This is a genomic window from Streptomyces sp. CAI-85 (genome assembly GCF_013363615.1).
GTDB classification, from domain to species: Bacteria; Actinomycetota; Actinomycetes; order Streptomycetales; family Streptomycetaceae; genus Streptomyces; species Streptomyces antibioticus_B.
In genome coordinates this window covers 1-7,714 of the sequence record NZ_JAANNX010000120.1, presented here as the reverse complement: position 1 = coordinate 7,714, position 7,714 = coordinate 1, and the positions used below count along the sequence as shown (strand labels likewise).

Sequence of the window (7,714 nt, the reverse complement as noted above, 5' to 3'; positions counted from 1 at the left end):
GAACAATCATTGTGGGAAACCCCGCACCGTCATGGTGCGGGGTTTTCTGCGTTTAGGGTTCTTTATATGCGCTACGAATTGGTGATCTTCGACAACGACGGTGTCCTGGTGGACAGCGAGCCCATCTCCAACCGGCTGCTGGCCGCCTATCTGACCGAGCTGGGGCATCCCACCAGCTACGAGGACTCCATCCGGGACTACATGGGGTCCGCGATGCACCGGATCCACGACCTGGTCCTGGAGCGCACGGGGGAGCGGCTGCCGGCGGACTTCGACGACGTCTTCCACCGGAGGGTGTTCGACGCCTTCGAGCGGGAGTTGCGGCCCGTCGCGGGGGCCATGGACGTCCTCGGGAAGCTCGCCGCGGACGACGTGCCGTACTGCGTGGCGTCCTCCGGGAGTCATGAGCGGATCCGGGTGGGGCATCGGACGACCGGGCTTGACCGGTGGTTCGACGACGCGCGGATCTTCAGCTCCCAGGACGTGGGCAAGGGCAAGCCGGCCCCCGATCTGTTCCTCCACGCGGCCGAGCGCATGGGCGTCGAGCCGGCGCGGTGTGTCGTGGTGGAGGACTCGCCGCTGGGCGTCCAGGCGGCGGTCGCGGCCGGGATGGACGTGTACGGGTTCACGGCGATGACACCGGCCGCCAAGCTGGCGGGGGCCACGCAACTGTTCTCCGACATGGGCGAGTTGGCGGGGCTGCTGGCCTGACATTTGTCATGCGTAGGTCCGGACGATCGTTTCTACCGGGGGAACCGGGCCGGCGGCGAAGCTGAGGGCATGACGACGAACCAGCACCGGACCGACGGTAAGCAGCAGCACGCCTTCATGCCGCTCCTCGTGGACGTGGCCGTACCGCTCGGGTCGTACTACCTGTTCAAGGGTGCCTTCGGGATGAGCACCTTCGCCGCGCTGGCCTGGAGCAGTGTCGTGCCGGCCGTGCGGACCGGGTGGAGTCTGGTGCGGGAGCGGAGGGTCAACGGGCTTGCCGGGCTCATCCTTGTCGTGAACGTCGTCGGGCTGTTGCTCAGTCTCGTCGCCGGGGATCCGCGGCTGATGCTCGCCAAGGACAGTGGGGTCAGCAGTGTGATCGGCATCGGGATCCTGGTGTCGGTGGCGTGCGGGAGGCCGATGATGACCGCCGGGCTCAAGCCGTTCCTGGTGAAGGGGGACGCGGCGAAGGAGGCGGCCTGGGAGCGGCTGACGGCGGGGCGGGCGGCGGCCTCCGCGGACTTCCTGCGGCGGGAGCGGGTGTTCTCCCTCGTGTGGGGCGGGGTGTTGCTCGGGGAGTGTGTGCTGCGGGTCGTGGGCGCGTACACGGTGCCGGTGGAGACGATGGTGTGGCTGGGGTCCGTGGTGATGGTCGTGGCGATGGGGGCGGGGTTCGTCGTCAGTGGGGCGCTGGCCGCCGGGCCCATGCAGGCCATGGTCGCCGAGGAGGCCGTGCGGGGCGGTCCGTCGAGCGGGGTGAGGTGGCGGTCGGGGAGACGGCAGAGACGGCTGGCGTGGCTCTCGCCCGGTAAAGATGAGGGAAATTCATCTTTGGCTGGATCTACCCACGAGTACGCCGGGGCCCTACGCTCGCCGCCATGACAGAACTGCTGCGGCGCGGTAGGGCCTCGTTGGCGTTCAGCTTCTTCGCCCAGGGGGCTGCGTTCGCTCTGCTCGTCACCCGGATCCCGGCCATCCAGGACCGGTACGGGGTCTCGGACGCGCTGCTGCCCGCCTTCCTCGCGGCCGTGCCGGTGCTGGCCGGGGCCGGGAGCGTGGCGACGGAGCAGTTGGTGAAGCGGCTGCCGGCGAGCGCGCTGCTGCGGTGGTCGCAGCCGGTGGTGCTGCTGGCGCTGGTCGGGGTGGGCGCCGGGGACACCATGCTCCAACTCGCCGTCTCGCTCGCTGTCTTCGGGCTCTCGGTGGGGGTGCTGGACGCCTCGATGAACATGCTCGGGGTGAGCCTTCAGCGGGCGTACGGGCGCAGCATCATGCTGAGCTTCCATGCCGCGTACAGCCTGGGCGGGATCGTGGGGGCCTCGTTCGCGTGGGCGGGGGCGCACTGGCATCTCGCGCTCTGGGTGTCGTATCTGCCGGTCGTGGTGGTGCTGGTGCCGGCGGTGTTGGTGGGGAGCCGGTGGTACGTCGACGGGGACGCGGAGCCGGTGACCGAGAAGGGGTCCGAGAAGGGTTCCGAGGCGGGGGCCAAGGGGGACGGGGTCGTCTTCAAGCTGCTGCTGCCGTTGTGTCTGGTGATGACCTTCGCCTACATCGGGGACTCGACGGTCTCCAACTGGAGCGCCAAGTACCTCCAGGACGTGCTCGGGAGCAGTGAGCAGCTCGCCACCGTGCCGTACAACGTGTACATGGTGACCACGCTGGTCGGGCGGGCCATCGGGGACTTCGGGGTACGGCGGTTCGGGGCGGCGGCGGTCGTGCGGCTCGGGGCGCTGGTGGCGGCGGTGGGGTTCGCGGTGGTGGCCGGGGCGCCGGGGGCCTGGGTCGGGATGGGCGGGTTCACGCTGGTCGGGCTGGGGCTGTGTGTGCTGGTGCCGCAGACGTTCGCGGCGGCGGGGCGGTTGTTCCCGGGGGCGTCGGACGCGGCGATCGCGCGGCTGAACGTCTTCAACTACGTGGGGTTCCTGGTGGGGTCGCCGTTGGTGGGGGCGCTGGGGGACGCCTGGAGCTATCGGGGGGCCATGGTGGTGCCGATGGTGTTGGTGCTGGTGACGTTGGTGTACGCCCGGTCGTTCGCCGCTCAACCGGACCGATACGGTGGCGGGCATGAGCGGCCGCGCACACCTTATGTGGGACGAGGCAGTAACGGGCTATGACTTCGGCCCGGAGCATCCGATGGATCCGGTCCGGCTGGATCTGACCCGGAGGCTGGTGTCTGCCCTGGGGCTGGACCGGGAGGTGGAGGTCGTCGGGGCGAAGCCGGCGGGGGACTCCACCTTGAGGCTGGTGCACCGGGAGGACTATGTGCAGGCCGTGAAGGCGGCCTCCGTGGATCCCCGGGCGGCGGACACGTCGTACGGGCTGGGGACCGTGGACGATCCGGCCTTCGCCGGGATGCACGAGGTGTCCGCGCTGATCGCCGGATTGTCGGTGGGGGCGGCGGAGGCCGTGTGGCGGGGTGAGGCGCTGCACGCGGTGAACTTCTCCGGCGGGCTGCACCATGCGATGCCCGGGGGCGCGGCGGGGTTCTGCATCTACAACGACGCGGCGCTGGCCATCGCGCGACTGCTGGAGCTGGGGGCGGAGCGGGTCGCCTACGTCGATGTGGACGTGCATCACGGGGACGGGGTGCAGGCGGCGTTCTGGGAGGACCCGCGGGTGCTGACGATCTCGCTGCACGAGCATCCTCGTACGTTGTTCCCGCAGACCGGGTGGCCGGAGGAGACCGGGGTGGGTGCGGGGGCGGGGGCCGCGGTGAACGTGGCGTTGCCCGCGGGGACGGGGGATGCGGGGTGGTTGCGGGCGTTCCATGCGGTGGTGCCGGAGCTTCTCGCCGACTTCCGGCCGGATGTGCTGGTGACGCAGCACGGGGCGGATACGCATTTCGAGGATCCGTTGGCGCATCTGGCGGTGTCGTTGGACGCGCAGCGGGCGGTGCAGGTGGCGTGTCATGAGCTGGCGCACGCGCATGCGGGGGGTCGGTGGGTGGCGTTGGGTGGGGGCGGGTACGCGGTGGTGGATGTGGTGCCGCGGTCGTGGGCGCATCTGGTGGGGGTGGTGGCGGGGCGGCCGGTGGCGCCGGAGACGGTGATTCCGGAGAGTTGGCGGCAGGCCGTTTTTGCTCGTACGCGGCAGTTGGCGCCGGTGCGGATGACTGATGGGCGGTGGCCTGTGGAGTTCGGGGCGTGGGAGGCGGGGTACGACCCTGAGTCTCGGCTGGATCAGGCGGTACGGGCCACTCGGCGGGCGGTGTTTCCGCTGCGGGGGTTGTTGACGTAGGGGGCGTTCTTGCCCATCGGTCGGTCGGAAGGTGGCCGCCGCGGGGCTCCGCCCCGGACCCCATGTTTCCCACCCACCCACCCGTCTCGGTCAGTTGGAAAGTGACCCCCTCGCGGGGCTCCGCCCCTGCCCCCCTCCCCAGACCCCCTTACTCCAACCGAGCCCACTTCCTCCCTCCCCCTGGCCGCAGGCCGTCGCAATGGTTCAGGATCTGTCGCGTGGGCGGGTATGGGGGCATTCGGGGGTACCTCGTCGCTGTGGGGCTGGCCGGGGTTGTGGGGAGTGGGCGGGAGAAGAGTCTGGGGCGGTATCGGGCGTTCGCGGCTCGGGATCCTCGGGTGTTGATGGGGGTGGAGCCGCAGGGGGCCTGGGGGGTGGGGGAGTTGCTTGCGTTGATGGCGGAGAAGTGTGGGGTTTCGGCCGATCCTCGATGCGTTTCAGGGCATGATGTGATCGATCCGGATCGCACCGTCGCCGCGCTCGACGCCTTCGCCGAGCGGGTCGCGGCGGTCGCCCAGCGTGGTGGGAGCGTGCTGATCGGGACCGGGCATCCGGATCGGCTGCTCGGGTTCTACGGTCGGCTCGCGGACGCTTTGTCGGCGGCGGGATGTACTGTCCTCACCCTTGCGCAGGGTCGCTCTGTCGACATAACGACCCGGTTCGGTCTACGTACGCACCACCTCGACTACGTACGCGGCGTCGCGGTCGTCCGGGAGGGCGACGGTGAACGCGCCGGTTGTGCGACCCCTGTTCACAGCCACTCGCCCCTGCCGGTTCGGGTCGCGCTCGGGGCGGCCGCGGCGGAGGGGCGGCCGTTGCCGGATCTGGTGATCGGGGACCACGGATGGGTCTGCGGGGCAGGTCAACTGGGGTTCGAGGCCATCGGGCTGGCCGACACCGACGACCCGGCGGTGTTCGTGGGGCAGGCCGAGGGGGCGGTGGCCGTCGCCGTTCCACTTGACGACGGTGTGTGCCCGGACCACTACCTGCCGCTGGCCCGCTACGTACTCAATCGGGCGTGTCTGTCACAGTAGGGCGGCGATGGGTGCACCTCTTCCCCACTCGCATCACCCGCCCCTACATTGGGGAGTGAGCACGCAACGACGAAGAGTCACCGGAAGGGGAAGCCGGTGGCCGTCGAGTGCGGAAGGTTCAGGTGTGTCATGGCTGGAGCAGGCGAACGCCCTCTGAACGAGGTTCAGTTCCTTACCGTGGCGGAAGTCGCCTCGGTGATGCGAGTGTCGAAGATGACCGTGTACCGGCTGGTGCACAGCGGTCATCTGCCCGCCATCCGGGTGGGGCGGTCCTTCCGCGTCCCCGAACAGGCGGTGCACGAGTACCTCCGCGAGAGCTACGTGGGGGTGGAAACCGCCTGAGACGGCGTCGGCGGAGGGGTCCGCGATCGGTCCGCGCACCGGCGCGACCAGCGGTACAGGGCACCTTCAGGACCCCTCCGGTCGCCTCGATTACGACCTCAGCGCTCAGGCGGGTAGGCTAGCCCCTCGTAGGTCGTATGGGCCCATGGCGCCCAGCACCGAGTGATGAGAAGTGAGCGAGGGTAGTCGTGGGCTCTGTTATCAAGAAGCGGCGCAAGCGGATGGCCAAGAAGAAGCACCGCAAGCTGCTCAAGCGCACGCGCGTTCAGCGTCGTAACAAGAAGTAGGCGACGCGAGCCGCGAGAGCGTGGTGTGGCCCTCCACTTGGGGTTTCCTGGTGGGGGGCCACACGCATGTCCGGGCCGCCCTCCGGCCGTTTTCCGTCACCTCGCACGTCCGGGGGGTCATCACAGCGCAACATCGACCCGATAAGTTGGGCCGCGCGGGACTGAGGGCGGAAGGAAGGCGCTGATCTTGGGCAAGGTCGTGCTCGTGACCGGAGTGGCCCGTCAACTGGGGGGCCGTTTCGTACGGCGGATCCAGCGGGACCCCGATGTGGAGCGGGTCATCGGCGTGGACGCCGTGCGGCCCGAGCACCATCTCGGCGGTGCCGAGTTCGTCCAGGCCGACATCCGGCAGGCCACCGTCGCGCGGGTGCTCGCCGAGACGGGCGCCGACACCGTCGTCCATCTGGACGTGACGGCCACCGCGCTCGGCAGCGGCAGCCGGACCGTGGTCAAGGAGACCAACGTCATCGGGACGATGCAGCTCCTCGGCGCCTGCCAGAAGTCCCCGACCGTGAAGCGGCTGGTCGTCAAGTCGTCGACGAACGTCTACGGGTCCGCGCCGCGCGATCCCGCCGTGTTCACCGAGACGACCCCCGCCAAGTCCCTGCCCAGCGGCGGGTTCGCCAAGGACGCCGTCGAGGTCGAGGGGTACGTCCGGGGCTTCGCGCGGCGGCGGCCCGATGTGGCCGTGTGCGTGCTGCGGTTCGCCAACATCCTCGGGCCGACCGCCGAGACACCGCTCGCCTCCTACTTCTCGCTGCCCGTGCTGCCCACCGTGCTCGGCTACGACCCACGGCTCCAGTTCGTGCACGAGGACGACGTCATCGACGTCCTGCGGATCGCCTCGCACGAGCCGGAGCGCGGCACCCTGAACAGCGGCACGTTCAACATCGCCGGGGACGGCGTGCTGCTGCTGTCGCAGTGCTCGCGGCGGCTCGGACGGCCCACCGTGCCCCTGCTGCTGCCGGCGGTCACCTGGGCCGGAACCCTGGTGCGTACGCTGGGCATGACGGACTTCTCGCCCGAGCAGATCAGGCTGCTGACGCACGGCCGGGTGGTGGCGACCACCCAGATGCGCGAGACGCTCGGCTTCCGGCCGCGGTACACCACGGCCGAGGCGTTCGCGGACTTCGCGCGCAGCCACGGGCCCGGGCTGCTGCCGCCCGAGGCCGTCGCGGAGGCCGTCGACCGGGTCGCCGCGCTGCCCTTCGCGGGCGGCGCCCTGCCCGGGGCCACCGCGCAGGCCCACCCCCCGACGCCGAGCGCCAACTGAGGAGCGCATCAACGATGGCGGACGCCAAGGTCATTCCGTTCGACGACGACCGCTCCCGCGGAGGTGCCGCAGGGCGGCCGCCGCGGCGGCGCGGCGTGTCCCGGCGCGCGGGCGGCGAGCCCGCGCCGGTCCGCGGGATCGGTGACCTCGCCGGGACCGGCGAGCTCCAGCCCCTGCCCACCAGGGCCGGGGAGCAGGATGATGTTCCTGTGAAGGACGGGACGGACGCGGGGGACGCGGCGGGCGGGCGCGGCGACGGCGGCCTGGAGCGGCGGATCGCCGGCGGGCTGGCCTTCCTGCGCCGCCGGCTCACGGGCGACTACGAGGTCGACGACTTCGGTTACGACGAGGAGCTGACCGACCAGGTCCTGATGTCGCTGCTGCGGCCGGTGTACGAGAAGTACTTCCGGGTCGAGGTGAAGGGCGTCGAGAACATCCCGGCCGAGGGCGGGGCGCTGATCGTCGCCAACCATTCGGGGACGCTGCCGCTGGACGGGCTGATGATGCAGGTCGCCGTCCACGACCATCACCCCGCGGGGCGTCATCTGCGGCTGCTCGCCGCCGACCTGGTGTTCGTGCTGCCGGTGGTGAACGAGCTGGCGCGCAAGCTCGGGCACACCCTGGCCTGCGCCGAGGACGCCGAACGGCTGCTGGGGCAGGGCGAGCTGGTCGGGGTGATGCCGGAGGGGTTCAAGGGCATCGGCAAGCCGTTCGGGGAGCGGTACAAGCTCCAGCGGTTCGGGCGGGGCGGGTTCGTGTCGACCGCGCTGCGGCAGGGCGCGCCGATCGTGCCGTGCTCGATCGTCGGGGCGGAGGAGATCTACCCGATG

At 70.5% G+C, this 7,714-nt stretch carries 9 protein-coding genes; all 9 read left to right on the top strand.

Translation table 11 applies throughout. The features are described 5' to 3' along the window. Positions 1-66: 66 nt before the first annotated feature. A complete protein-coding gene (locus tag G6W55_RS36560; RefSeq protein ID WP_175524920.1) occupies positions 67-711 on the top strand; it encodes an HAD family phosphatase in 645 nt (214 codons plus the stop codon). A gap of 69 nt (positions 712-780) precedes the next feature. Next, positions 781-1,593 carry a VC0807 family protein gene (locus tag G6W55_RS36555; protein WP_175524919.1) on the top strand — a complete coding sequence of 271 codons (813 nt, stop codon included), beginning with the start codon at positions 781-783 and terminating at the stop codon, positions 1,591-1,593. Continuing rightward, entirely contained in the window at positions 1,590-2,825 is a 1,236-nt protein-coding gene (locus G6W55_RS36550) for an MFS transporter (protein WP_175524918.1), read from the top strand. The genes G6W55_RS36555 and G6W55_RS36550 overlap by 4 nt, the downstream gene beginning before the upstream one ends. Beyond that, positions 2,776-3,948, top strand: coding sequence for an acetoin utilization protein AcuC (locus tag G6W55_RS36545; protein WP_175524917.1), 1,173 nt, complete (start codon positions 2,776-2,778; stop codon positions 3,946-3,948). The genes G6W55_RS36550 and G6W55_RS36545 overlap by 50 nt, the downstream gene beginning before the upstream one ends. A 209-nt stretch (positions 3,949-4,157) precedes the next feature. After that, positions 4,158-4,982 (top strand): phosphatase, encoded by an 825-nt coding sequence (locus G6W55_RS36540; RefSeq protein ID WP_370628144.1) that lies wholly within the window; start codon positions 4,158-4,160, stop codon positions 4,980-4,982. A 129-nt stretch (positions 4,983-5,111) separates the two neighbouring features. Continuing rightward, positions 5,112-5,324: a helix-turn-helix domain-containing protein gene (locus G6W55_RS36535; RefSeq protein ID WP_051781202.1), complete on the top strand. Its 213-nt coding sequence runs from the start codon at positions 5,112-5,114 to the stop codon at positions 5,322-5,324. A 188-nt stretch (positions 5,325-5,512) separates the two neighbouring features. Continuing rightward, positions 5,513-5,611 carry a 30S ribosomal protein bS22 gene (locus G6W55_RS36530; RefSeq protein WP_003948845.1) on the top strand — a complete coding sequence of 33 codons (99 nt, stop codon included), beginning with the start codon at positions 5,513-5,515 and terminating at the stop codon, positions 5,609-5,611. A 187-nt stretch (positions 5,612-5,798) separates the two neighbouring features. Beyond that, positions 5,799-6,884 carry an NAD-dependent epimerase/dehydratase family protein gene (locus tag G6W55_RS36525; protein ID WP_175524915.1) on the top strand — a complete coding sequence of 362 codons (1,086 nt, stop codon included), beginning with the start codon at positions 5,799-5,801 and terminating at the stop codon, positions 6,882-6,884. 14 nt (positions 6,885-6,898) lie between these two features. Then, positions 6,899-7,714: lysophospholipid acyltransferase family protein (locus G6W55_RS36520; RefSeq protein ID WP_175524914.1), on the top strand; the 816-nt coding region annotated here is incomplete at its 3' end.